Annotated in this window: 20 protein-coding genes and 1 pseudogene; 13 read left to right on the plus strand and 8 right to left on the minus strand. The window is 62.9% G+C overall.

Annotated features, from left to right (window positions below):
* Positions 1-127: 127 nt before the first annotated feature.
* The 3 genes from AB4Z20_RS18175 to AB4Z20_RS18185 are packed head-to-tail and all read right to left on the minus strand — an operon-like array spanning position 128 to position 5,088.
* A complete protein-coding gene (locus AB4Z20_RS18175) occupies positions 128-2,035 on the minus strand; it encodes an ATP-binding protein (protein WP_258689061.1) in 1,908 nt (635 codons plus the stop codon).
* Entirely contained in the window at positions 2,032-2,964 is a 933-nt protein-coding gene (locus AB4Z20_RS18180) for an ABC transporter substrate-binding protein (RefSeq protein WP_253476965.1), read from the minus strand. Before AB4Z20_RS18180 ends, AB4Z20_RS18175 begins: the two co-directional genes overlap by 4 nt.
* On the minus strand, positions 2,965-5,088 hold the full coding sequence (locus tag AB4Z20_RS18185) for a TonB-dependent receptor plug domain-containing protein (RefSeq protein WP_442090347.1): 2,124 nt from the start codon (positions 5,086-5,088) through the stop codon (positions 2,965-2,967).
* Positions 5,089-5,287: 199 nt separating this feature from the next.
* Between AB4Z20_RS18185 and AB4Z20_RS18190 the strand changes: the two genes are divergently transcribed.
* The 8 genes from AB4Z20_RS18190 to AB4Z20_RS18225 all read left to right on the plus strand — a co-directional run bounded on the left by AB4Z20_RS18190 (position 5,288) and on the right by AB4Z20_RS18225 (position 11,686).
* On the plus strand, positions 5,288-6,313 hold the full coding sequence (locus tag AB4Z20_RS18190; RefSeq protein ID WP_003204394.1) for an NAD(P)H-dependent glycerol-3-phosphate dehydrogenase: 1,026 nt from the start codon (positions 5,288-5,290) through the stop codon (positions 6,311-6,313).
* Positions 6,314-6,343: 30 nt separating this feature from the next.
* The gene (locus tag AB4Z20_RS18195; RefSeq protein WP_003204392.1) at positions 6,344-6,691 is read left to right on the plus strand and encodes a DUF4389 domain-containing protein; all 348 of its coding nucleotides are present in this window, start codon (positions 6,344-6,346) and stop codon (positions 6,689-6,691) included.
* Positions 6,688-7,131: a phosphohistidine phosphatase SixA gene (gene sixA, locus AB4Z20_RS18200; RefSeq protein WP_320389281.1), complete on the plus strand. Its 444-nt coding sequence runs from the start codon at positions 6,688-6,690 to the stop codon at positions 7,129-7,131. The genes AB4Z20_RS18195 and sixA overlap by 4 nt, the downstream gene beginning before the upstream one ends.
* A gap of 99 nt (positions 7,132-7,230) precedes the next feature.
* On the plus strand, positions 7,231-7,674 hold the full coding sequence (locus AB4Z20_RS18205; RefSeq protein ID WP_063324859.1) for a hotdog fold thioesterase: 444 nt from the start codon (positions 7,231-7,233) through the stop codon (positions 7,672-7,674).
* Positions 7,675-7,993: 319 nt separating this feature from the next.
* Entirely contained in the window at positions 7,994-8,788 is a 795-nt protein-coding gene (locus AB4Z20_RS18210) for an alpha/beta fold hydrolase (protein ID WP_253476958.1), read from the plus strand.
* Positions 8,785-9,636 (plus strand): alpha/beta hydrolase, encoded by an 852-nt coding sequence (locus AB4Z20_RS18215; RefSeq protein WP_442090348.1) that lies wholly within the window; start codon positions 8,785-8,787, stop codon positions 9,634-9,636. The genes AB4Z20_RS18210 and AB4Z20_RS18215 overlap by 4 nt, the downstream gene beginning before the upstream one ends.
* 129 nt (positions 9,637-9,765) lie before the next feature.
* Entirely contained in the window at positions 9,766-10,584 is an 819-nt protein-coding gene (locus AB4Z20_RS18220) for a DUF4892 domain-containing protein (RefSeq protein ID WP_253476953.1), read from the plus strand.
* A gap of 64 nt (positions 10,585-10,648) precedes the next feature.
* The gene (locus AB4Z20_RS18225) at positions 10,649-11,686 is read left to right on the plus strand and encodes an AI-2E family transporter (RefSeq protein WP_003204378.1); all 1,038 of its coding nucleotides are present in this window, start codon (positions 10,649-10,651) and stop codon (positions 11,684-11,686) included.
* A 223-nt stretch (positions 11,687-11,909) separates the two neighbouring features.
* On the opposite strand, the gene xopAW is transcribed toward AB4Z20_RS18225, so the two are convergent.
* From xopAW to AB4Z20_RS18240, 3 genes are all read right to left on the minus strand, one after another.
* Positions 11,910-12,638, minus strand: coding sequence for a XopAW family type III secretion system calcium-binding effector (xopAW, locus tag AB4Z20_RS18230; protein ID WP_442090349.1), 729 nt, complete (start codon positions 12,636-12,638; stop codon positions 11,910-11,912).
* 221 nt (positions 12,639-12,859) lie between these two features.
* Positions 12,860-13,903, minus strand: coding sequence for a sensor histidine kinase (locus tag AB4Z20_RS18235; protein ID WP_442090350.1), 1,044 nt, complete (start codon positions 13,901-13,903; stop codon positions 12,860-12,862).
* Positions 13,903-14,661, minus strand: coding sequence for a response regulator (locus AB4Z20_RS18240; protein ID WP_253476945.1), 759 nt, complete (start codon positions 14,659-14,661; stop codon positions 13,903-13,905). The genes AB4Z20_RS18235 and AB4Z20_RS18240 overlap by 1 nt, the downstream gene beginning before the upstream one ends.
* 290 nt (positions 14,662-14,951) lie before the next feature.
* On the opposite strand from AB4Z20_RS18240, the gene pyrF reads away from it, so the two are divergent.
* Positions 14,952-15,650, plus strand: coding sequence for an orotidine-5'-phosphate decarboxylase (gene pyrF / locus AB4Z20_RS18245; protein ID WP_320389276.1), 699 nt, complete (start codon positions 14,952-14,954; stop codon positions 15,648-15,650).
* Between the two features lie 67 nt (positions 15,651-15,717).
* Here the strand turns inward: pyrF and AB4Z20_RS18250 are convergent, their stop codons facing one another.
* Positions 15,718-16,722 (minus strand): NADP-dependent oxidoreductase, encoded by a 1,005-nt coding sequence (locus AB4Z20_RS18250; protein ID WP_253476940.1) that lies wholly within the window; start codon positions 16,720-16,722, stop codon positions 15,718-15,720.
* 226 nt (positions 16,723-16,948) lie between these two features.
* Between AB4Z20_RS18250 and AB4Z20_RS18255 the strand changes: the two genes are divergently transcribed.
* From AB4Z20_RS18255 to AB4Z20_RS18270, 4 genes and pseudogenes are all read left to right on the plus strand, one after another.
* Positions 16,949-17,710 carry an SDR family oxidoreductase gene (locus tag AB4Z20_RS18255; protein ID WP_057451989.1) on the plus strand — a complete coding sequence of 254 codons (762 nt, stop codon included), beginning with the start codon at positions 16,949-16,951 and terminating at the stop codon, positions 17,708-17,710.
* Between the two features lie 204 nt (positions 17,711-17,914).
* The gene (locus AB4Z20_RS18260; protein ID WP_442090351.1) at positions 17,915-19,297 is read left to right on the plus strand and encodes an aminotransferase-like domain-containing protein; all 1,383 of its coding nucleotides are present in this window, start codon (positions 17,915-17,917) and stop codon (positions 19,295-19,297) included.
* 992 nt (positions 19,298-20,289) lie between these two features.
* Positions 20,290-20,466: pseudogene (locus AB4Z20_RS18265) on the plus strand (HAMP domain-containing protein); the annotation flags it as partial.
* Between the two features lie 204 nt (positions 20,467-20,670).
* On the plus strand, positions 20,671-21,375 hold the full coding sequence (locus tag AB4Z20_RS18270) for a methyl-accepting chemotaxis protein (protein ID WP_371914243.1): 705 nt from the start codon (positions 20,671-20,673) through the stop codon (positions 21,373-21,375).
* A 165-nt stretch (positions 21,376-21,540) separates the two neighbouring features.
* Here the strand turns inward: AB4Z20_RS18270 and AB4Z20_RS18275 are convergent, their stop codons facing one another.
* Entirely contained in the window at positions 21,541-22,299 is a 759-nt protein-coding gene (locus tag AB4Z20_RS18275; RefSeq protein ID WP_253476929.1) for a hypothetical protein, read from the minus strand.
* Positions 22,300-22,624 lie beyond the last annotated feature (325 nt).

Genomic DNA, 22,624 nt, shown 5'->3' on the forward strand with positions numbered 1-22,624 from the left:
CACGGGAAATGAATGTACACCTGTGCACTGAAATTTTTATTCAAGCCCCAATCGAGGCTTGTTCGGGTGCTTAAGACTGCCGCACTTTCGCCTTTCACGCCAGTCACAGATGGTCCAGTGACCTGTTCTAATTCACCCAGCGCTGCAGAATCTGCTGCAGGTCGTTCCTTTTGAACGGCTTGGCCAGGTAATCGTTCATGCCCGCCGCGAGGCAGGCTTCGCGGTCACCCTGCAAGGCGTTGGCCGTCAGGGCGATGATCGGCACCTCGCCGCAGCCCGGCAACTGACGGATCTGCCGCGTGGCTTCGTAGCCATCGATGATGGGCAAACGGCAATCCATGAGGATCGCCTCGAAAATCAGGCTTTCGGCGCTGCGTACAGCCTGGGCGCCATCGGTGGCGATGCTGACGGTGAAGCCCAGGCTGCGCAGCATGGCTTCGACCACTGTCTGGTTGACCGGATTGTCTTCCACCAGCAATACGTTGCGGCCTTCGCCATCGCCGCTGCCGCTGCCGATAGGCAGGCGCGGCGCCAGGGTCACTGGCGTCTGGCGCGACAGGGCCAGCGGGATTTCGAGGGTGAACACCGAACCCTGGCCTTCTTCGCTCTGGGCCCGCAGCGTCCCGCCCATGCGCTCGGCCAGGGTACGGGCGATCGGCAGGCCCAGGCCGGTGCCGCCGTAGCGCCGGGAGATCGAATTGTCGGCCTGCTGGAAGGCGTCGAACATGCGCTCCAGGCTCTCGGCCGGGATTCCGATGCCACTGTCGCGCACTGTGCAGGTGAACCACAGCAGTTCGTGGTCCAGGGCCTGCCACTGGCATTGCACGGTGACACGGCCTTGCTCGGTGAATTTCAGTGCATTGCCGATCAGGTTGACCAGGATCTGCCGTATCCGCGTCGGATCGCCCTGGACCTGCAAGGCCTGCAGGTCGTCCGGGACCAGCAGGTCCAGGCCCAGCTTGCGCTGCGCGGCGCTGTGCTGGAACGACTGCGCGCAACTGCTCACCAGTTCTGCCAGGTTGAACGGGATGTGCTCCAGCTCCAGGGCCGAGCGTTCGATGCGCGAGAAATCGAGGATGTCGTTGATCACCTTCAGCAGGTGTTCGGTGGATTCCGAGGCCAGCGCCGTGTACTCGTGCTGCTCGTCGGTCATGCGGGTGGTTTCCAGCAACTGCAGCATGCCCAGTACGCCGTTCATGGGCGTGCGCAGTTCATGGCTCATCATCGCCAGGAATTCGGACTTGGCGCTGTTGGCTTTTTCCGCTTCTTCACGGGTCTTGATCAACTGCGCCATGGCCTGGTGCTGTTCGCGGCTGGCTTGCCCCAAACCATCGGCCAGGTTGTTGATGTGCCGCGACAAGGCCCCCAGCTCGGCGTCATCGACGATGGGCAGCGGGGTGCTGTAGTCGCCTTGCTGGATGGCCTTGACCGCGTTACCGATGTCGCGGATCGGCCGGGACAGGTTGGTCGCCAGCCGGCGCGCCACCAGGAAGGTGAACAGCAGGGCGAACAACGCCAGGATCGCGGCCTTGAACAGAATCTCCTGTTGCCGCTGACTGAAGGCGTCACTGGACATGCCGACGATCACGCGGCCCAGGTAATCTTCGCCGGAGGCCTCCACGGATGGGCTGTTGCCCTGCAGGAAATCATTGTTCAGGGCGATGCGCTGCAGGCGCACCGGGGCCTGGAAGACTTCAACCTGCTGGCCACGGCTGCGGGTTTGCTCGGGTTGTTCGACGTACACCAGGACCTTGTCGGTGCTGTCCTGGATCTCCAGGAAGCGCACGTGTGGGGTCGCCAGGGTGGCGGTGAGCAGGCTTTCCAACACTTCTTTGTTGCCGGAAATCACCCCGTATTCCGTGGCGGGGGCCAGTTGGTTGGCGATCAGTTGCCCGGTGTGATTGAGCTCCTGGCGCAAGTCCTGGATCCGCACGAAGGTAAAGAAACTGATCAGCAGCACAGTCAGCAGCAACGCCGGGCCGAGGGCGATGAGCTGGGTTCGGGTGTTGATGTCCCAACGGCGACGCAAGGTCATGGGCGGTGTTCTCCTTCGGCCAACGTTGCCGCGACGGATTCGGCATCAATCGGTTCGATCCCCAGTGAGCGGGAGACCTGCCGGTTGCCCAGGACCTTGAAACGGTCCGGATACAGGGTGCGCGGCCAGGTGGTGGCGGGGCGGTCGAGCAACTCGTCGAGAATCGCCAGCCAGTCTTGTTGGTCGCTATAGGTGCTGGCCAGGCTGCCGGCCTTGACGAATGCGGCGCTGGGCCCGATCAGGGCGCGTTGCCGGGCGTAGCTGCTGAGCAACAGGTTCTTCACGGTCTTGGGGTTGTACAAGTCGGGGTCATCGAGACCCAGCAGCACGTCGCTCTGGCCCAGCAGGTTTTGCAGGGAACGGCTGTCATTGGTGTCGTCCCAGCGTTCGCTGACGAGGGTCAGGCCCAGCGGTGCCGCGGCCTGTTGAATGTCCTTGAGCAGGAATTCGCTGTGGGTGTCGTAGAGCACGCCGACCCGTCGCACCTGCGGCAGGATGGCGCGGATCAGCCGCAATTGCCGCGCCATCGGTGGATCGCTCCACAGCAGGCTCAGGTGCGCAGGCGTTGCTTCGCCCAGGCGATCACGGGCTTGCTGGCGGCTGATGCGCAGCACCAGGGTGGCCGGGCCGCGGGCGTCTTGCAGGCGCCAGTCGAGGCTGGGCAGGTCAAGCAGGATCAGGCGGACATTGCCCGGCAGCTTGTCTGGTGCTGGCAGGTTGGCCAGCGGCGTAAACCGCACGCTGTCTTCAGGGCGCAGGGTTTTCAGGGCATGGGTGAAAGATTGCACGCCGGGGCTGTCCTCGGCGCCGGTCAGCAGGATCTCGGCGGCCTGGGCCTCGATGGTCGCCAGCCAACCGGCAAACACCAGGCATAGGGCTAGCGTCAGGCGGCCATGAAATGGCGTCTTGCGGGGTGGGCGTCGGGACATCTAGAAAGACAACTCCGCGCTGAAGTACACGACATGGCGGGAGTCGTAGCGATTGTCGATAAACGTGGTGGGCTGGTTGTCCAGGCGCTGCTGCAGGACTCCTGCCAGTTCCAGGCTGGCCTTGCCCAGGGGAATGCGCCGGGCGAGGCGGGTGTCTACCCGTTCGTAGCGATAGCCATTGAGGGCGTCGGCGGCGTAATAGAACAGCGCACTGTTCCAGCCTTGGCCCCAGTCCCGTAGCCAGCCGGCCGAACCGCTGTTGCGGGCGGTCAGTTGTTCGTCGAGGGGGTTGCTGGCCTGGGCGTCGACATAGGCATAGGTCAGGCGCAGGCGGTCGGCGCTGGTCACGCGCCAGTCGACCTGGGTTTCGGCCCCGGAGAATTGCGATTCGTTGCTGTTGCTGGCGATGTACTGATTGTTGCGCAACGGTTCGCTGATCATGTCGGTGATTTCGTCATGGAACAGTTTCACGTCGACCGCCAGCCCCAGGTCCACGAAATAACCGTTGTAGCCCAATTCCCGGGAGCGCATGTGCTCTTGTTCCAGGTTGCCCGGGCCGCGGGTCCGGACGAAGTAACGGGCACTGTTCTGGCCGAAGGCGGCGGGTTGCAGGTTGGTGACTTGATAGCTCCAGTTGACGTTGTTCTCGAACATGTCCGGGGAGCGCACGGCTTCGGAGTACACCGCCCGCAGGCCGTGGCGCGGGGTGATCAGGTAGTTGACCGCGACCCGTGGGGTCAGCGAACTGCCGGTCAGGCGGGTGTCTTCGAACATCGCGCCGCCCTGCAACAACCAATGCTCGGTGGCCCGCCATTCGAGCTGGCCGAACAGGCGCCAGGTGGTGTCGTCCAGGGTGCCGTTGAAGTATGTCTGCGAATCGGCCCGGTCATAGCGATAGTTGGCGCCGGTGACCAGTCGCAGGCTGTCGGACAGGCTCAGGGTGTCCTGGATCTCCAGGTCGTAGCGCGATTCCCGGGCGCTCTGGTCGATGTCGCCGCACAGGGTTTGCGAGGCACCGTTGCGCCACTGGTCGAGTACCTGATTGGCCAACGCCTGTTCCTGTGGCGTGCCGGCTGGCGCGCCGCTGCTGATGTAGCTGGGGATATTGCGCGCCAGCTTCTCGGCATAGTAGGGGTTGAGCTGCCACAGGTCGGTCAATTGCGGGCTGAAGGACACCTCGGCGTCGCAGGCGCGCCAGGTCTGCTGGCGATCCCAGTGCTGGATCGAGCCCTGTACATAAAGACTGTGGTCGGGGTCCAGGTCCAGGTTCCAGCGCAGTGAGCCTGCGTAGTCCTTGGCGATGACGTCGGAATTGTCGCCGGCGGCGGTAATCCCGGCGAACACCGGGTGGTAGGTGTAGGGCCGCTGATTGGTCCCGTCCTTGGCGTTCAACTGCCAATCGATACTTTGCTGCTCGTTCAACGTCTGGCTGACGGACAGGTTGAAGCGGTTCAGGCGGCGGCTGTCGCGGTAATCGGCGCCGTTGCGGTCGCTGTCAAAGCCATCGTCTTCCTGGCCGGACAACGACAACCGCAGGTCGCCGCCGTCCCAACCGCTGCCCTGGCTGGCGTACCAGTCGCTGATGCCGCGTTGGCCACGGGTGATTTTCAACCGGGTGCCGTGGCTGTCGGCCGGGGCACGGGTGATGATGTTGACCACCGCCATCAGCGCATTGGCGCCGTAGCTGACGGTGTTGGGGCCGCGGAAGACTTCGATCCGCTCGATGTCCTCCATGGCCACCGGAATATCGCTCCAGTCCACCGTGGCCAGGCCGGCGCGGTACACCGAGCGGCCGTCGATCAGCACTTGCATGCGGCGGGCTTCGCTGGAGTTGGTGCCATGGTAGTTCACCGCGGCCTGGTTGCCGCTGATGTTGCCGACCATCATGCCCGGCACCAGGCGCAGCAGTTCGCTGATATCGCGGGCGCCGCTGGCCTTGATCAACTCGCTGTCGAGCACGGTCATGCTGCCTGGCACTGCCGCTGGTGATTGCTTGAGGCGCGTGGCCGTCAGCACCTGGGGCATGGGCTGGCTGTCCACGAACAGGTCGTCGCCCAGCACTGGCGGGCTGATGATCAGTGCCAATAGCAGGGACGAGCCTGGACGGGAAGGGCCAACGGACACGGCACAGCCTTTGAGATAGGGTGGATGGCGGGCATGTTAACCGAGCTGAACGACTTTTCCATTCGCGTTGACAGCATTTTCCTAGGAATTGATGGTCAGCTTCCTACAGCTGGTGGTAATTGTTGCCGGGGCTGGTCGCGCTCTGGCCGCTCCGTATAATGCCCCGCATTGCCACTTGGTATGGATGAACGGATTGCATATGACTGAACAGCGCCCGATTGCGGTCCTGGGAGGCGGGAGTTTCGGCACCGCCGTGGCTAACCTGCTGGCCGAGAATGGTCACCCGGTGCGCCAGTGGATGCGTGACCCGGAGCAGGCCGAGGCCATCCGGGTCAATCGCGAGAACCCGCGTTACCTCAAGGGCATCAAGATCCGCCCGGAAGTGGAACCGGTGACTGACTTGCAGGCAACCCTGGAGGGCAGCGACCTGTTCTTCGTCGCCTTGCCATCCAGCGCCTTGCGTTCGGTGCTGGCGCCCTACGCAGAACGCTTGAGCGGCAAGCTGTTGGTGAGCCTGACCAAGGGCATCGAAGCCAAGACCTTCAAGCTGATGAGCGAGATTCTCGAAGAAATCGCGCCCAAGGCTCGGATCGGTGTGATCTCCGGGCCGAACCTGGCGCGGGAAATCGCCGAGCACGCGCTGACCGCCACCGTGGTCGCCAGTGAGGATGAGGAGCTCTGCCAGCGGGTCCAGGCGGCATTGCATGGCCGCACCTTTCGGGTCTACGCCAGTGCCGACCGTTTCGGTGTGGAACTGGGCGGGGCGTTGAAGAACGTCTATGCCATCATCGCCGGCATGGCGGTGGCGCTGGGCATGGGCGAGAACACCAAGAGCATGCTGATCACCCGTGCGCTGGCGGAAATGACCCGCTTTGCCGTCAGCCAGGGCGCCAATCCGATGACCTTCCTGGGGTTGGCCGGCGTGGGCGACCTGATCGTCACCTGTTCCTCGCCCAAGAGCCGCAACTACCAGGTCGGTTTTGCCCTCGGCCAAGGCTTGAGCCTCGACGAGGCCGTGTCGCGCCTGGGTGAAGTGGCCGAAGGGGTCAATACCCTCAAGGTGCTCAAGGCCAAGTCCCAGGAGGCGGGGGTGTACATGCCGCTGGTCGCCGGGCTGCACGCGATCCTGTTCGAAGGGCGCACGCTTGAACAGGTGATCGAGCTGTTGATGCGTGGCGAACCGAAGACCGACGTCGATTTCATTTCCACCAGCGGTTTCAACTGAACCTTTATTGACCGCAAGCAGGAGCGAGCCATGAACGATCCGCAAGGACAACCCCAATACGAATCCATCCTGCTGCGTGTGCTGTGGATGGTGATTTACCTGCTGGTCTGGCAGGTGGCGCAATTCATCCTCGGCGCCGTGGTGCTGGTGCAGTTGATCTATCGGCTGATCTACGGCGCTCCCAGTGCCAGCCTGATGAATTTCGGCGACAGCCTGAGCCAGTTCCTGGCCCAGATCGGTCGTTTCGGTACCTTTCACAGCGATCAGAAACCCTGGCCGTTCGCGGACTGGCCGACCCCGCGCACGCCTGAAGGTGAAGCGCCTCACACCGTGGCGCCGGCCCCGCATCCGGCCCGGGACGAGGAGCCGAAGCTATGAGATTGTGGGTGTTGCGTCATGGTGAGGCTGAGCCGTACGGTGCCCGTCCCGATCCGGAGCGGGCCCTGACGGCTCACGGTCGCGAGGAGGTGTTGCGCAGTGCCGCGCAATTGATCGGCCAGCCCCTGACCGCGATTTACGCCAGTCCCTATCTGCGCGCCCAGCAGACCGCACAACTGGTGCGCGAGGCACTGGGTTTTCAGCCTGAGCTGATCACGGTGAACTGGCTCACGCCGGACACCCGGCCGCAAAAAGTCCTGGAACGCCTCGAGGACCAGGACAATGTGCTGCTGGTCAGCCATAACCCTTTGGTGGGCAGCCTGCTGGGCTTTCTGCAGCACGGCCATCTGCAACACCCCGAGCAGGTGCAAACCGCCGGTCTGGCCGAGCTGGAAGGCGACATGCCGCTGGCCGGGGCGATGACGCTCAAGCGTCTGTAATACCTGATCCACCCCAGCGTCTGCATCGCGGGCAAGCCTTGCTCCCACAGTGCTGTGCAGGATTGAATGCAATAAAAAAACCACACAGGAAGGGCAACGATGAGTCTGTGGCGCACCACCCCCAACATCGAGCAACTGAACGCTGCCGGTAAAAATACCATCAGCGAAATGCTGGACATTCGTTTCGAGTCTTTCGATGACGAATCCCTGACCGCCAGCATGGTGGTCGATCATCGCACCCACCAGCCGTTCGGCCTGCTGCACGGCGGTGCCTCGGTGGTACTGGCCGAAACGGTCGGGTCCATGGCGGCCTATCTCTGTGTCGATGCCAGCAAGTTCTATTGCGTGGGCCTGGAGATCAATGCCAACCATCTGCGCGGTGTGCGCAGCGGACGGGTGACCGCCACGGCCCGGATGGTCCACCTGGGCCGCACCACCCAGGTCTGGGACATCCGCCTGGTCAATGACGAGGGCAAGGTCAACTGCGTGTCGCGCCTGACCATGGCCGTGGTGCCGCTGGGTGAACAGCCGCCGGCGCGTTGAACCCGAATGCATTTGTGGCGGGGAAGCTCTTGTGGCGAGGGAGCTTGCTCCCGCTGGACTGCGCCGTAGGAGCTGCCGAAGGCTGCGATCTTTTGATCTTTCGCTTGGGACTCAAGTGCCTGGGGAAAGATCGCAGCCTCGTTGTACTCGACAGCTCCTACACAGCCCAGCGGGAGCAAGCTCCCTCGCCACAGGTTTTCATCGCTCATACAACCCCATAGCCCAAGCCCGACTGTCATCATTCCTGTCAGTTACGGTCATTGCCGTGCCGTCGGGTTCTGCGGACAATCTGCCCCAGTTCCCCAATGGATCGGCTGTCATGTCGCAACAGATTTTTTTCGCCCACGCCAACGGTTTTCCCTCGGCCACCTACGGCAAGCTGTTCGCCGCGCTGGCGCCGCAGTACCAGGTCGCGCATCTGGAGTTGCACGGCCATGACCCGCGTTTTCCGGTGGACGATAACTGGCACAACCTGGTGGACGAACTGATCCATCACCTGGAGCAGCAACCGACGCCTGTGTGGGGCGTCGGTCACTCACTGGGCGGCGTGCTGCACCTGCACGCGGCGTTGCGCTGCCCGGAGCTGTATCGGGGCGTGGTCATGCTCGATTCGCCGCTGCTGACCCGTACCGACCAGTGGGTGATCCTGGCCGCCAAGCGCCTGGGCTTAATTGACCGCCTGACGCCAGCGGGCCGGACCCTGGGTCGGCGTGAGGAGTTCGCTGACCTGGCATCGGCCCGGCAGTATTTTGCCGGCAAGACCCTGTTCCGCAGCTTTGATCCGGATTGCTTCGACGCCTACCTGCAACACGGTCTGCAACAAGTCGGCGACCGGTTACGGCTGCGCTTCGACCCTGCCACCGAAATCAGCATTTACCGCGGCGTGCCGCACACCAGCCCCGGGCGGCCCCGTAAGCTCAAGGTGCCGCTGGCCGTGGTGCGCGGTCGGCAGAGTCGCGTGGTGATGCGTCATCACACGCGTTCGGTGGGGCGTATGCTCCATGGCGAATCCCTGAGCATGCCCGGCGGCCATATGTTCCCCCTCGAACGTCCACAGGACACGGCCAACCTGCTCAAGAACCTGTTCCAGCGTTGGGAAGGGCACAACGCATGAGTGTGGTCGAGGAAGTCCGCCTGAGCCTGCCGCACATCGAACTGGCGGCCCACCTGTTCGGGCCGGAAGATGGGCTGCCGGTGATTGCCCTGCATGGTTGGCTGGACAACGCCAACAGTTTCGCCCGCCTGGCGCCCAGGCTCGAGGGCCTGCGAGTGATTGCCCTGGACATGGCGGGCCACGGTCACTCCGGGCATCGGCCGCCCGGTGCCGGTTATGCCCTCTGGGACTACGCCCACGATGTGCTGCAAGTCGCCGAGCAACTGGGCTTGAAGCGTTTCGCCCTGCTGGGGCACTCCATGGGTGCCATTGTCTCGCTGGTGCTGGCCGGCTCCCTGCCGGAGCGGGTGACGCACCTGGGGCTGATCGACGGGGTCATTCCTCCGACAGCCAAAGGCGATAATTCGGCCGAGCGCATGGGCATGGCCCTGCAAGCCCAGTTGGATCTGCAGCAGAAACGCAAGCCGGTCTACAAAACCCTCGAACGGGCCATCGAAGCACGGATGAAGGGGCTGGTGGCGGTCAGTCGCGAGGCCGCCGAATTGCTGGCCCAGCGCGGCCTGATGCCGGTGCCCGGGGGCTATACCTGGCGCACCGACAACCGCCTGACCTTGCCATCGCCTTTGCGCCTGACCGATGAACAGGCCATGGCGTTCGTGGCGCGGGTTGGTTGTCCGGCGCATCTGGTGGTGGCAGCCGACGGCATGCTGGCCCAGCACTCGGAGTTGCTGGAGCGTCTACCCTTCAGTCATGAGCAGTTGCCCGGCGGCCATCATCTACATCTGAACGACGAGGTCGGTGCCACGCTTGTAGCAGACTGTTTCAATCGGTTCTTCACCGTTCCTTGACTTGCGGCGGGCAACTGTCGAGGCTGGGCGGGTTGAAAGGGAGACAACCATGACAGACCTCTGTTTATCAGCCTCGCGGTGCATCGACGACGCCCGTTGCGTCCAAGCGTCCCAGGCCAAGCCGACCCGATGAAATTATCCGTTCACTCACTCGTCCTGCTGGTGCTGGCCTGCTTCAGCCCGGCGTCGTTCGCCGTCGATGTGCCAGGCAGTCGCGACCTGGAGCGTGTTCCGCGCATGCCCGACGCGCAGATTGTCGATTACCGGCAAACCAGCGACATGGAACGCGTCTATCCCATGGGCTCGATCCGCAAGATCAGCGGCCAGTTGCGTTTCGACGGCCAGGTCGATGCCCGTGGGAACGTCACGTCTGTTACTTACGAACTGCCGCCGGAACATTCCGCCACCCAGGCCTTTACCGCAGCGCGCGAAGCGTTGCAGAAACAGGGCGCCGAGCTGTTGTTCTGGTGCCAGGCCCGCGATTGCGGCGAAAGCAGCCTGTGGGCCAACGACGTCTTCGGCAACTCCAAGCTCTATGGCGCCGACAACGACCAGGCCTTCCTGCTGCTGCGCCTGGCACCACCGGCGGACAGCACACTGATTGCGCTGTATGCCATCACCCGCGGCAATCGCAAGGCCTACCTGCATGTCGAGCAGTTCGAGGCGAACGCAGCGCTGGGGGACTTGCTGCCGACGTCGGCCACGCTGCTGCGCCAGCTCAAGGACACTGGGGTCCTGGATTTGCCGCGTCTTGCCGGTGAGCCAGACGACACCTGGTTGCGCCTGTTGTCCCGGGCGCTGAACCTGGACACGGGCTTGCGGGTCAATATCGCCGGTCCCCGGGCTGAGGATTGGATTGAGGCTCTGGCGGGCCAGGGCGTTCGGGCGGCGCGCATGGAGGCCGCCAGCGGCGAGGCGGCGGGATTGCACCTGGAGTTGCTGCGCTAAGCTGTCTCGGGGCAGCGGGTTTCACGCCGCTGCCGCGCTCCTGTTCATTTTTTCGAGACCCTACATGATCAATAACGATCGGCTGTTGGTGCAGATCCTGCTCCTGGTGTTGTTCGGCGCAAGCCTCTGGGTCATGGCGCCGTTCTGGTCGGCGCTGTTCTGGGGGGCGGTGCTGGCGTTCGCCAGTTGGCCGCTGATGCGCCTGCTGACCCGCTGGGTCAATGGTCGCGAATCCCTGGCGGCGGCGCTGCTGACAGTCGGCTGGATGTTGTTGGTGGCGGTGCCGCTGGTGTGGCTGGGTTTCAACCTGGCTGACCATGTGCGCGATGCCACCGCGTTCATCAAGGACGCACAGGTCGACGGCTTGCCCGAAGCCCCGACCTGGTTGGCCGGTGTACCGCTGGTGGGCGAGCGGCTGGTCGGCATCTGGAACAGCATCGACCAGCAGGGGGCCGCGCTGATGGTGTCCGCCAGGCCTTACCTGGGGCAGGTCGGCAACTGGCTGCTGGCGCGCAGTGCGCAGATTGGCGGCGGCATACTCGAGCTGACCCTGAGCATCGTGTTCGTGTTCTTTTTCTATCGCGACGGCCCGCGCCTGGCGGTGTTCGTCCACGGGTTGCTGGAGCGTCTGATCGGCGACCGTGCCGGTTACTACATCGAGCTGGTGGCTGGTACGGTGCAACGGGTGGTCAACGGCGTGATTGGCACCGCGGCGGCCCAGGCCGTGCTGGCGCTGATAGGCTTCCTGATCGCCGGGGTCCCGGGGGCGCTGGTACTGGGTATCGTCACGTTCCTGTTGAGCCTGATCCCCATGGGGCCACCGCTGGTGTGGATCCCCGCCACGGCGTGGCTGGCGTGGAAGGGTGAGTACGGGATGGCGGTGTTCCTCGGCATTTGGGGCACGTTCATCATCAGTGGCGTGGACAACGTGCTCAAGCCTTACCTGATCAGCCGTGGCGGAAACCTGCCCTTGGTCATCGTGCTGCTGGGGGTGTTCGGCGGGTTGATTGCCTTCGGTTTCATCGGCCTGTTCATCGGCCCGACCCTGCTGGCGGTGGCGTATAGCCTGTTGACGGACTGGAGCAAAAGCCAGGCGCGATAGCTTGAATGCCGAGTACCTGTGGCCCGAACACTTGTGGCGAGGGAGCTTGCTCCCGCTGGGTTGCGAAGCGACCCCAAACCTATGACCTCGATCCGTCTGATGCACCGTGTCGGCTGGCTTCAGGGCTGCTGCGCAGCCCAGCGGGAGCAAGCTCCCTCGCCACAGGGTTATTGTCGACCCATCAACCGCCAACCTGGCGCCCGAAGGGCCAGGTTCGAGTGAATCAGGTCGCCACGTTCAGGTGTTTCCCTACAGTGGCGATGTTATCCAGTGAGTACTGCCGGCTGAGGTTGGCGATCATTCTGTTCAACGCTTCGCTGACATTGGCCTGTTCGGTGGAGCTGTCGCTGCGGCGACCGGCCTGCAAGGCGCTGCTCAGTTCGCTGGCAGTGACGGTGGCGTCGCCATCGGCATCGAGCTGGCTGAACAGCTCTTCACTGGAGGCCTGTTGCGGTGGTGGCGGTGGCGCAAGGCTGGCGGCGAGTTCGTCGAGGCTGACAGTGCCGTCTTCATTCTTGTCCAACGCCGAGAACACTTGCTGGCTGTCGGCATCGCTGCCAGTGCTGGCCAGGCCGTTGCTCAACTCATCGCTGCTGACCACGCCATCACCGTCGGTGTCCAGGACACTGAGCAGCGCATCGGCCAGTTCGGTATTCGGCGCCTGGTCCCGTGGCGGCGGAGGTGGTGGCGCCATTGCGGCCATTTCCTCGCTGCTCAGGTCACCGCTGCCGTCACTGTCCAGGTCGCCGAAATTGTCGCTCAGGCTGACCAGGATGCCATCGTCGCTTTTCTGCGACAGGGCGGTGCTCAACTCTTCCTGATTGACCGAACCGTCGCCGTCACTGTCGAGCTTGCTCAGCAGTTCCTTTTGAAACTGCTGGCTGCGGGCACTGCTGGTGGCGGTACTGCTGGTGCTGGTATAGGTCGAGTAACTGCTGACGCTACCAATCATGGGCGCTCTCCTTGGGCTGGGATAGCCGGTGGGTGCACCGGCTTATGCAGCCTCTGCGGGGGAGTTGTCGGGGGTATGTGGAGTTTGTACCGAGAGAAATACACAGCGTTCGCCCCTGTGGGAGCGAGCTTGCTCGCGATGGCGGTGTATCAGTCCACCTTGATGTGCCTGACAGGCCTCTATCGCGAGCAAGCTCGCTCCCACAGGGGAGATAAGAGGGCTTAGAGACGAGGCAGGCTGATCACCGCCGTCAAACCGCCCCCTGGCGTCTCTTCGAGGGTCAATTGCCCGCCCAGGCGTTCGGTGGCTTCCCGGGCGATGGTCATGCCCAGGCCGACGCCGCCGGAGTTACGGTTGCGTGAGCCTTCCAGGCGAAAGAACGGCTCGAACACGGCCTCGCGTTTGTCCGCCGCAATACCGGGACCATGGTCGATGACTCGAATCAGCACCTGCTTGTGTTGGTCTTCCAGGCTAATCAAGGCATGACCGGCGTAGCGCAGGGCATTGTCGATGAGGTTGTTGAGGCACGAACGCAGCGCCATCGGTTGCACCTGCAGCGGCGCGCAGGTACCGCTGACCTGCACATCGGCGCCCTGGTCCTGGGCGTTTTCGCTCAACGATTCCACCAAGGCCTGCACGTCCATCCATTGCAGCGCTTCACTGGTGCGCTGTTCGTGCAAGTAGGTGAGGGTGGCATCGAGCATGCCGATCATGTCGTCCAGGTCCTGGCGCATCTGGCCTTGCAGCTTGATGTCATCGATCTGCTCCAGGCGCAGCTTGAGCCGCGACAGCGGCGTGCGCAGGTCATGGGACACCGCGCCGAGCATGCGCGAACGCTGCTGCACCTGCTCGAGAATCCGTTGCTGCATCAGGTTGAACGTATGGGCTGCCTGTCGCGCCTCACGGGGGCCGTTTTCATCCAGCGGCGGGCTGTCGAGGTTTTCGCTCAAGCGCTCGGCTGCATCGCTCAGGCGCTGGATGGGTCGGGTCAGGAGCTTGGCGCCGTACCAGGCCGCGACGATCAGGAACACGAATTGAAAGGTCAGCGGCACCACCGGCCCGCCGAACCAGGGGCGCGCTGGACGGTTAGGGGGCGGGCCGAAGCGCGGGGGGCCTTCGGCTTGTCGGGAAAATCCCGGTGGCGGCCCGGGAGGCGGCCTGTCGTAGTGAGAAAACCAGGCAAACGCCAACAGATGCGCCAGGACAATCGCCAGCAACAGCACGCCAAACAGGCGGCCGAACAGGGAGTCGAGGCGCAGTTGCATCAACCGATGTCCCGCGCGTCGAACAAATAGCCCTCACCGCGCACGGTCTTGATCAGTTGCGGGGCCTTGGGGTCGTCGCCCAGCTTCTGGCGCAGGCGTGATACAAGCAGGTCGATGCTGCGGTCGAAGGCCTCGATGGAGCGCCCGCGAGCCGCGTCCAGCAGTTGTTCGCGGCTGAGCACTCGGCGTGGCCGTTCGATGAAGACCCACAACAGGCGGAACTCGGCATTGGACAGCGGCACCACCAGCCCATCGGCGGAGATCAGTTGGCGCAGCACGCTGTTGAGCCGCCAGTTGTCGAAACGGATATTGGCCCGCTGCTCGCTGCGGTCGTCGCGCACCCGGCGCAGGATGGTCTGGATACGCGCCACCAGCTCCCTGGGTTCGAACGGCTTGGCCATGTAGTCATCGGCGCCCAGCTCCAGGCCGATGATGCGGTCGGTGGGCTCGCAACGGGCGGTGAGCATCAGGATCGGGATGTCCGATTCGGCGCGCAGCCAGCGGCACAACTGCAAGCCATCTTCACCTGGCAGCATCAGGTCGAGCACGATCACGTCGAAGTGCTCGGCCTGCATTGCCTGGCGCATGGCCGCGCCATCGGTCACGCCGCTGGCGCGTATGCTGAAGCGGGCCAGGTAATCGACCAGCAGCTCGCGGATCGGCACGTCGTCATCGACGATCAGCGCGCGGGTGTTCCAGCGCTTGTCATCGTCGGGTACTTTTTGATCGCCAGAATTTGCAACAGGGGTGTTCTGCATGGATGCATCATCTGCCAGGTAGGCTGCCAACCGCAAAGCAGGCGGCGAGGTTGAGCCCTCAGCATAGGCTTCGTGCCGCGAGGCGTGAAGCGCTGAAAGGACGGGTTGCGGTGGCGGACGGTAGCGTGTCGACGTGTTGTACGCATGTCATGAATGTATCGGCTTCGACACAAAGGCCGGTATCGTCCATGCTGCTGGGGGGATGATGAGATTTACCGATCATCGGGTCCCGCACGGGCGCTCGTTCCGCTACAATGCGCGCCGATTTCGACTTGCCTGAGAGCCCGCTCATGTCCGCCTGCCAGACGCCCATTATCGTCGCCCTGGATTTTCCCACCCGTGACGCCGCCCTGAAGCTGGCCGACCAGTTGGACCCCAAGCTTTGCCGGGTCAAAGTCGGCAAGGAACTGTTCACCAGTTGTGCTTCGGAAATTGTCGGGACCCTGCGCGACAAGGGTTTCGAAGTGTTCCTGGACCTGAAGTTCCACGATATTCCCAACACCACCGCCATGGCCGTCAAGGCCGCTGCGGAGATGGGCGTGTGGATGGTCAACGTGCATTGCTCCGGTGGCCTGCGCATGATGGCGGCCTGCCGTGAAGTGCTGGATCAGCGCAGCGGCCCGAAACCGTTGCTGATCGGCGTGACCGTGCTGACCAGCATGGAGCGCGAGGATCTGGCCGGGATCGGCCTGGACGTCGAGCCCCAGGAGCAGGTGCTGCGGTTGGCGGCGCTGGCGCAGAAGGCCGGCCTGGACGGTCTGGTCTGTTCGGCCCTGGAGGCCAGCGCCCTGAAAGCGGCTCACCCGTCGCTGCAACTCGTGACGCCGGGGATTCGTCCGACGGGCAGCGCCCAGGACGACCAGCGTCGCATCCTGACTCCGCGCCAGGCGCTGGACGCCGGTTCCGATTACCTGGTGATCGGCCGTCCGATCAGCCAGGCCGCCGATCCGGCTAGGGCGCTGGCGGCGGTCGTGGCCGAACTGGCCTGACCTGACCCCGAAGATCCCTTGGTGTGGGAGTGAACCTGTGGGAGCGAGCTCCCACAGTGGTTTTGTGTCAGACCTTGAGCACTAGCTTCCCGAAGTTCTCCCCACTGAACAATTTGGTCAGTGTCTCGGGAAATGTCTCCAGGCCTTCGACAATGTCTTCCTTGCTCTTGAGCTGCCCCTTGGCCATCCAGCCGGCCATTTCCTGCCCGGCGGCGGCGAACTGCGCGGCGTAGTCCATGACCACGAAGCCTTCCATGCGCGCCCGATTGACCAGCAGCGACAGGTAGTTGGCGGGACCCTTTACCGCTTCTTTATTGTTGTACTGGCTGATTGCGCCGCAAATTACCACGCGGGCCTTGAGGTTCAAGCGACTGAGCACGGCATCGAGGATGTCGCCCCCGACGTTGTCGAAATACACATCCACGCCCTTGGGGCATTCGCGCTTGAGGCCGGCGTGGACGTCTTCGTTCTTGTAGTCGATGGCGCCGTCGAAACCCAGTTCATCGACCAGGAACTTGCATTTGTCGGCCCCGCCGGCGATGCCCACCACGCGACAGCCTTTGATCTTGGCGATCTGCCCGGCGATGCTGCCCACCGCACCGGCGGCACCGGAGAGCACCACGGTCTCGCCAGCCTTGGGCGCGCCGACGTCCAGCAGGGCGAAATAGGCGGTCATGCCTGTCATGCCCAGTGCGGACAAATAACGTGGCAGCGGTGCCAGTTTCGGATCGACCTTATAGAAACCTCTTGGCTCGCCGAGGAAATAATCCTGCACCCCCAGCGCACCGTTTACGTAGTCCCCGACGGCGAACCCCGGGTTGTTGGAGGCAATTACCTGGCCGACACCCAATGCCCGCATCACTTCGCCGATGCCGACCGGCGGGATATAGGACTTGCCCTCGTTCATCCAGCCGCGCATGGCCGGGTCCAGGGACAGGTATTCGTTTTTCACCAGGATCTGGCCGGCTGCCGGTTCGCCGACCGGTACTTGCTGATAGGTGAAAGTCTCGCGGGTCGCCGCGCCTATCGGGCGTTTGGCGAGCAGGAACTGGCGATTGGTCTGGGCAGTCATGGCGGGCACTCAAGATGAATGAAGCCTTGTTGATAGACCTTCGAAGCGCTTGTCGCAAGGTTTGCTGACATAGCGAATGCAGTTCGATCCAACCCAGTGATAGTTCGCCTGGGGGCCTTATCACTGGCGCCCATGAGTGCTCAAACGGCAGTTGGATAGTGCTGCCGCGCCCTCGGGACCTGTGACTAGACTGGCGGCATCTCCCGCATTCTTCGAGGAACAGACAATGAGCATGACGTTTTCCGGACAGGTCGCCGTGGTTACCGGCGCTGCCGCTGGTATCGGCCGGGCCACTGCCTTGGCGTTCGCGGCAGAGGGCCTGAAAGTGGTGGTGGCCGACCTGGACGTGGCGGGCGGCGAGGGCACGGTGCAGTCGATTCGTGATTCGGGCGGCGAAGCGGTGTTCGTGCGCTGCAACGTGACGCTGGAAAACGATGTGCAGCAACTGATGGACGAAGTGATCAAGACCTACGGTCGCCTTGACTACGCCTTCAACAACGCCGGGATCGAGATCGAGAAGGGCAAGTTGGCCGACGGTACCCTCGATGAGTTCGACGCGATCATGGGGGTCAATGTGAAGGGCGTCTGGCTGTGCATGAAATACCAACTGCCATTGCTGCTGGCCCAGGGTGGCGGGGCGATCGTCAACACCGCCTCGGTGGCGGGCTTGGGGGCAGCGCCGAAGATGAGCATCTATGCGGCGTCCAAGCATGCCGTGATCGGCCTGACCAAATCGGCCGCCATCGAATACGCCAAGAAGAAAATCCGCGTCAATGCAGTCTGTCCGGCGGTGATCGACACCGACATGTTCCGTCGTGCCTATGAAGCAGACCCGAAGAAGGGCGAGTTCGCCAATGCCATGCACCCGGTGGGGCGTATCGGCAAAGTCGAGGAGATCGCCAGCGCCGTGCTGTATTTGTGCAGCGACGGTGCGGCTTTCACCACGGGCCATTCCCTGGCGGTGGACGGCGGCGTCACAGCGTTCTGAGGGCGTGCCCATTAGCTTGTAGGACGAAGCCCGCACTGGTTGCGGGCTTTTTCGTGTGAGGCCGAAAAAACCTCGGAACGGCCCTCAATGTGTTTCAAAGGGTGAGAATCGATGGTTTTGGCGACGTTGTCGTACATCGTCCCGTAGCGGCCTGTGCTTAACTGTTTCCGGAAATAAAACAAACGCTTAGGAGCTTGGTTACTCATGGAGTTGAGAATCGACCGACAGGCCCTGGTGCCTGTCGTGCAGCAAATCGTTGACGCGCTGACCGGCTGGATCCGACAGGATGCGGTGCAACCGGGAACTCGGCTGCCATCCGTGCGCCAACTGGCGCGGGAGAACCTGCTCAGCCAGTCCAGCGTCAATGAGGCGTGTGAACGCCTGGTCGCCCAAGGCTTGTTGGCGTCCCGCCATGGTTCCAGCTTTTTTGTCGCCCCACCCCCTCCGCCCGAGCCCACCGATCAGAATCGACAGCAAGACACGTTCACCGACGGGGGCGACAGCTCGCAATGGGAATTGAAGCTGGGGTGTGGCGGGCTGCCCGAGAGCTGGCGTGAAAGCGATGACCTGGGCTACGCGATCCGTCAGGTCACTCGCACCGACATGGCGGGATTGTTCAACTACAGCACGTCGTTGGGGCTGCCTGCCCTGCGTGAGCAACTGTCCAGGCGCTTGAAACAATTCAATATCGAGGCCGATAAAGACCTGATCCTGACCACCACCGGGGCGACCCACGGGCTGGACCTGATCGTACGGACACTGTTGCCGCCGGGTTCCTGCGTGGTCGTGGAGAGCCCCGGCTATTCAAGCCTGTTCGACCTGCTCAGGTTGCACGACATCGACATGATCGAACTGCCCAGGACCCCGCGCGGCCCGGACGTCGATGCGCTGCAAGACCTGCTGGCGATGCACCGGCCCACTGCGCTGTTCGTCAACAGCGCCTGCCATAACCCGACCGGCACCAGCCTGGCTCCGGCCGTCGCTCAACGGCTGCTGCAATTGACGAGGGAGCACGGCGTACTGGTGATCGAAGACGATGCCTATGGCGATTTCCAGAGCTCGGCACGGACCCGGCTGGCGGCACTGGATCCGGAGGTGGTCTACGTGGGCAGCTTCTCGAAAACCCTGAGCAGTTCGTTGCGCGTCGGTTTCGTGGTGGCCGGGCCTTCCATCATCGCGCGCCTGAGCGAGGTCAAGGGCATTACCAGCATGGGTGGCTCGCGGTTCTGTGAGTCGGTCCTTGCCTGCCTCCTGGCCAATGGTGCCTATCGCAAGCTGGTCCAGCGCCAGCGGCAGCGTCTGGGTGCCGATATGGCGGCGCTGTTGCAGGTACTGGAAGACGCCGACTGGGAGGTCTTTGGCAAACCGGCCGGCGGGCTTTTCATCTGGGCAAGACCGCCATTGTGTGACTACGCTGGAGTACAACGTCTGGCCAGGCGTTGTGGCGTGCTGCTGTCTTCGCGTAGCGCATTCAGCCCTTCGGGCGCCGACAGCGACTGGCTACGGATCAACGTGGCGTATGCCCGTGACCCCAGGGCGCTGGCGTTCTTCCGGGCCGCGGCTCTGGATCGACCTCTAGTGTCCTGAAAACGACGCGGCTGTAGCTTTTTGCCATTATTCCGACGCCAGCATCTTGTGTTGCAGGGCGTCTCGTTGCGAATCTGCAATCAACACACGCTGGCAGAGGACTGAGCGCAATGATTTCGGCCGTGCAAGGACGTTTTGCCAACCTCGGTATGGCAAAGAAACTGGGTATCGGATTTGTCCTGGTGCTGTTGCTGACCGCAGTGGTCGCGGCCATCGGTGTCTGGTCCCTGCAGACCATCAGCTATCGCTTCGATGGCCTGAAACAGATGTCCTCCCTCAACAGCGGGTTGCTCAAGGTCAGGCTGCTGGAGCAGGAATACGCCTCGCGCTCCGATCCCAAGACGGCCGACGCCCTGCGCCAGGGCGTCGATGGGCTGGTGGCCCAGGCGAACGAACTCAAGGTGCAGTCGGCTGCCAACGTGCCAGTGATGAACGACGTGGAGCAGGCGCTGGCCGCGTATCGCAAGGCGTTCGACGAATTTGTCGGGTTGAGCCAGAGCAAGGACCTGGCGCTGGAAATGGCCAGTTGGTCGGTGTCCAGCGTCGCCAATAACCTGGATGTGTTGCAGGCCGGGCTGGCGGATGACGGCGCCTATACCTTGAAAGATTCCGAGGGCAAGGAGGGTGCCGAGTTCATCGAGCAGGCCAACCAGGTCAGCGAAGTATCACGCTTGATGTTGCAGGCCATGAACGAAGCACGGGTCCGCCTGGACCAGAGCCGCAAAGGCAATGTCGAGGGCGCCGGAGAAGGCAGCATCGAACAGGCCGAGCAGGCGATGAAACAGGCCGAAGTGCTCAAGACCACGGTCAAGGACCCGGGTTACCAGACCGTGCTGAATGAAGTGGCCGGGCATATCGCCGGGTTCAATGAACAATTGGCCGAATACACCGGCCTGCTGGCGAAGGAAAAAGTCGTCTACCAGCAACTGCACGAGCGGGCCGACCAAGTGGTGGCGCGGGTTGACCAGGCCTTCAGTGCCGAAGACCAGGCCATGCAGACCGAGCTGAAGAAAAATTCGCTGCTGATCATCGGTTCGTCGGCCTTGGCGTTGCTGGTGGGATTGATCGCGGCGTGGGTCATAACCCGGCTGATCGTGACGCCGCTGCGCAGTGTCATTCGCGTGGCCCGGCAGATTGCGTCGGGTGACTTGAGCGCCACGGTCGAGGTGACGCGCCGGGATGAAATTGGTCAGTTGATGCAGGCGATGCAACAGATGGGCGCGGGGCTGAGCAGTATCGTCAGCGGCCTGCAGGCCGGCATCGAGCAGTTGGCCAATTCGGCCCAATCGCTGTCGGCCGTGACTGAACAGACCAACCTGGAAGTCAGCAGCCAGAAAGAGGAAACCGAGCAGGTCGCCACGGCGATGAACCAGATGACGGCGACTGTGCATGATGTGGCACGCAACGCCGAGGAAGCCGCACAAGCGGCCCAGACCGCCGACGACAAGGTCGAAAGTGGCCAGCAGGTGGTGCGGCAGAGCATGGTGCGCATCGAGCAGTTGGCCGATTCGGCCACGTCGGCCAGCTCCAGCATCGAGAGCCTCAGCGCCGAGATCCAGAACATCGGCACGGTGCTGAGTGTGATCAAGAGCGTGGCCGAGCAAACCAACCTGTTGGCACTCAATGCCGCTATCGAGGCGGCCCGGGCCGGGGAACAGGGCAGGGGCTTTGCGGTCGTGGCCGATGAGGTGCGGGCATTGGCCAGGCGCACGCAACAGTCCACCGAGGAGATCGAGCGACTGGTGAGTGCCCTGCGTTCAGCGGCCCAGGCTTCCGTGCAGCAGATCCAGAGCAGCGGCGAGTTGGTGAAGATGGCGGTCAGCGATGCACTGCAGACCGAAAGCGCCTTGGGCAGTATTGCGGCGGCGGTATCGCTGATCCAGCAGATGAATCAACAGATCGCGGCGGCGGCCGAGCAGCAAAGTTCGGTGGCCGAGGAGATCAATCGCAGTGTCACCAGCATTCGCGCCAGCGCCGATCAATCGTCCCTGGCGATGCGCGGCAATGCCGCTTCCAGCATCGAGCTGGCGCAGTTGGGGGTTGAGCTGAAAGGGATGGTGGGGCATTTCAAGTTGTGAGCCGGTGGTGGCTCGACATATACCCTGTGGCGAGGGAGCTTGCTCCCGTTTGAGTGCGGAGTACTCATCATTAAAGAGCGGCTACGCCCGAAGCCCGCGGCGTCGGACCGGCCCAGCGAGAGCGAGCACCCTCGCCACAAGGGTGCTTGATCCAGCCAAGTAATCTCAGTCGTAAACCTTCTTCTTCTTCCACTCGTCGTTGACTTCGGCGTCCTTCAGCCCTTCGGTCAACTGGTTGACCTCGCCTTCGACCGGCTGGGTGCTGGCCAGGACCTGGGCATTGGCGCGGGCCAGGAGTTTCTCCAGGTAGGCCAGTTGTTCGGCGTAGACCTGGGGTTCCTGTTGCTTGCGCAGGTACTGCACGCCGCGCTCGAAGGCCAGGCGGGCCTGCCCGGGTTGTTCTTGCTGCAGGGCTTGCTGGCCGAGGTTGTTGAAGAACTCGATGTGCAGCAGTACCAGGATGTGCCGCACTTCGCGAATCCAGCGCTTGGCTTCGTTAGACGGCAGGAAACCGTCCTGGGCGGCGCGAGTGATCTGGCCGTGCAAGGCCTCGAGCAGAAAACGTACGTCCTTGGCCTTGGCTTCTGTCAGGATCGGTGCCGGTGGATTGTTCACCGGGATCGACTCACCTTGGGCGGCCAGTGCGCTCAATTCGTCCAGGCGTGCCTTGACCGCGGAATTGGTCTTGTCCAGGTTTAGCAAACGCTGGCAGGCGTTCATCTCAAGGCGCGTCATCAACAACTTCAGGGCAGGGGTCATCAACTGCCCGGGGAAGGTTTCGGTGAGCTCGCCACAGCGACGCATGCGGTCGTTGAGTTCTACCTTGGTGCGGGCCTTTTCCAGCTTGTTGTTTTCCACCACGTGGTTCATGTAGCCAATGGCGATCAACAGGGCGATCCCGGCTACGACGAGCAGGGTGATCATGAGTGGTGTCACCGGTAAGACCTCTTTATTGTGGTACGCATGTCATCAGTGTAGTGGCTTGGCTTTTAAGCGCATAGGCCCGAGCGACGCGATTAGACGGGCGTCGTGCTGTTTATAGGAAGCATAAACGGGTGGATGCACATTGCCATCATTTGCCGGGCGCGACTATAGCGTCTCGGCGGCTGACAGAATATAGGCGTCAGAGACCGGGCGGACAAAATGTCCGGATTGCCCCCAAACCGGGCGAAGTCATTGATTTAAATAAATTTATATCTGGGGGTTGACGACCCTTCAATCCATCCATAGAATGCGCGCCACTTACAGC

This window comes from Pseudomonas sp. KB_12, assembly GCF_052114545.1.
In the GTDB taxonomy this organism is placed as follows: Bacteria; Pseudomonadota; Gammaproteobacteria; order Pseudomonadales; family Pseudomonadaceae; genus Aquipseudomonas; species Aquipseudomonas brassicacearum.